The sequence below is a fragment of the Bradyrhizobium sp. Crot121 genome, assembly GCF_059512385.1.
In genome coordinates this window covers 1-1,772 of the sequence record NZ_JCAMOR010000221.1, presented here as the reverse complement: position 1 = coordinate 1,772, position 1,772 = coordinate 1, and the positions used below count along the sequence as shown (strand labels likewise).

1 protein-coding gene and 1 pseudogene are annotated in these 1,772 nt (G+C 57.7%); both read left to right on the top strand.

The features are described 5' to 3' along the window. Positions 1–524, top strand: a pseudogene (locus AC5ZGW_RS46115) (hypothetical protein); the annotation flags it as partial. A gap of 238 nt (positions 525–762) precedes the next feature. Further along, positions 763–1,590 (top strand): hypothetical protein, encoded by an 828-nt coding sequence (locus AC5ZGW_RS46110; protein ID WP_130231908.1) that lies wholly within the window; start codon positions 763–765, stop codon positions 1,588–1,590. Positions 1,591–1,772 lie beyond the last annotated feature (182 nt).

Here is a 1,772-nt window from a genome sequence, read left to right as displayed (position 1 = left end):
AGCACCCGACGGGTGGCCGCATGATGCTGTTTCGGCAAGCGTTCCATAATGTTGCGGGCCTTGTGGATCTGGCAGCGATGAACATGCAGTCCCGTTCCACTGCCAGCGTGCCGCCGTGCTCGGGCCGGTCAAGGCGAAGCCTTGCGGTGGCCGCAGATGCGGCCAGCCTTGACCGCCCCTCCGCGCGGCGGCTGCGAGATCGGTGGCCGGGACGGAAGAATGGCCCGCAGCGCAGCCGAACAAAAGAATGGACTTACAGCGATCTCCGCAGTCGTCCTCTCGGCCACGAAGAAATCGCTTGTCCATCCTCAGGCTCTGCTGGACAACCTGGTCTCGCGCGGGCTCGACCCGACGGTGCCAAAACTGCGATGGTCTTCAAACTGCTGGAGGCCACGCAGAAAAGCTGGCGTCGCCGCGATGGCCACAATCAGTTGCCAAAACTCGTTCGCGGTGTGACATTCAACGACGGGATCGAGGTCATCGCCAAGCCAACCGACCGTCAGACCATAACCGCCGCCGCCTGACCGGCCTCACCGTCACCAAAATTCGGCGATAGCTCGACGGCAACCCTTCCCAGACGGGCCGAGGACCGAGTTACAAATGTAGTCGATATCAGCGTAGCTAGGGGCTCTTACATGGTATGCTCACGCTCTAAAAGGAGGCAGATGCTCAGTGACAGACAGTAGAGAGCAGACACATAGACGAAATCATGCAACTGGTGATGGTCGTGGGACACGGATAACGGCGCTGTCGAGCGGCGAAATGGCCGATATTGCGAGACGTGTGATCACCGACGACCCGGTTGAAACAGCAAACCAGCTCACGACGATTAAGCTCATCGGCCGCTCCGCACGAGATGCAGTGCAGACGGACCCCATTGGGGCGTTTCACAAGCGGCTTAACCGGATCGGCACTGTTGCCCATGCTTTGTACGAAACTGCAAAGCCGGATAACGGCGAGCCCCCAGCGTATCCGGACGACGAGCCTGGGAACGCAGCTCGTCGGGCCGGCAGTGTCGCGCCAATACTTAGGTTCCAATCTGCTGGCCGGAAAGCGGCCACGGTTGATCACATTCTCGACCTGTCTCGCATTAGCAATAATGCTGCCCCCATCCTAGCAATCGCGGGCCACCTGGGCTCCCTTGATCATGCGAATAGACGGCGTCTTCTTGATCAAACAATTGAACTATTTAAGGATGGCTATTCGAATCCGTTCGACCACCAGGCCGCAGCCTCGACCCTTGTCGTGGCACACGAACACTTGGAGGTAGATCAAAAAGCGGCACTTTACGATGCGTTGAGAGGTAACGAGGATCTGAGCGACCGTCTTGCCGAAGCGGATAGGAGAGAGCGCCTTTTCGGGACTCGCATGGGATCTAGCAAGATGGTGAAGCCGTACAGTGCAGACGTGAACACTAGCATCGATGCAATTGAGAACTCGTTCCAAGCGCTGCAAGCGGATAGAGGAGCCGAGACGCTCAAACGACTAAGCAGGATACGCAAGCTCGGCAATTCTATCAACAATGCTTACAATCGCGCACGGGAGGAATTGATGGGTTCTGTCAGAAGCAGAGAAAACGTCGGTCGATAAACTTCGCGAGCGAGATCGAGGCGTTGGAGCTATGCGGGAATTTGGGTGACGAGGCGATCAGGCGGCGTGGTTTGCCGGCACTTGGATGACCTCGATGCCGTTTTCGAATCTGACACCTGCGATGACCTTCGGCAACTGATTTGTGCCTTTGAGCCGCCGCCAGGTCTTTGATGCGGCGATCA